The following is a 767-nucleotide window of genomic DNA, read 5'->3' as shown; positions in this document are numbered from 1 at the left end:
CGCGCTCTGGCGTTGGAGCGACAAAGCCCCCTTGCCTCACCTTGATTGATGAAAATCGGCTTTCGCGGTGACGCATTTGATAAGCGCGCCAACAGGTGCACTGAAATTTTCTCGGGACGAGCCTAAATGCGCTATGTATCGGGAAAGTGGCGCATCACATTGGTCCACAAACATCTAGAGTAGAGTAGGCACACTTGTGAATGGCGCCTGCATCGCGAGTCATAGGCTGATAACCGTGGGAAGCGGTGATCCGTGCCATTCAACACGCCTCAAGGCCAGCCGATCAGTCACCCTCGTTTAAACCCAGGACAACTTGTTGAGGCTCCACAAATTTGACAGGGGCAACGAAACCCATTTTATTAAATTGGTAACGACGCATGAAAAGGCCTACAATTCATTCCAGCCGGCAGGGCCACCGACACGCGGTAAGACCCGGCGGCACGCTGGTTGTCCCAATACTATCGGGACGGCCTATCAGTTGCGCACCGCGGCGACCAACGTGAAACGCTATCGAACCAACAACCCCGCAACCGGCAAGCGCCACGAGCCGCCGGCCAACCGGCGCATCGGATGTGCCCCTATTCCAATGCCATCAGGGGCAATGTCGAAGTGGCGCTTTCGGCGCCGCGGCCCGACAGCGGTTGTCGCGCATAGATCGCTTGTATCGGCGGTGGCACTTCCGGCAAAGGCAGCATGCCCTTAGAGATCACAACCAGACCCCAGGACCTCCCGGCGGCTTCCGGCGGGATTTCGGCGGCTTGATCAGC

1 protein-coding gene is annotated in these 767 nt (G+C 57.8%); it reads right to left on the bottom strand.

The window, feature by feature from the left end:
* Positions 1–578: 578 nt before the first annotated feature.
* Positions 579–767 (bottom strand): hypothetical protein (locus tag NKI85_RS37795; protein WP_352780991.1); only part of this gene is annotated, 189 nt, incomplete at its 5' end.

This window comes from Mesorhizobium sp. M0571, from assembly GCF_040320985.1.
Taxonomy (GTDB): domain Bacteria; phylum Pseudomonadota; class Alphaproteobacteria; order Rhizobiales; family Rhizobiaceae; genus Mesorhizobium.
The sequence above is the reverse complement of the archived record's forward strand: the minus strand, read 5'-3'. Positions and strand labels throughout refer to the sequence as shown.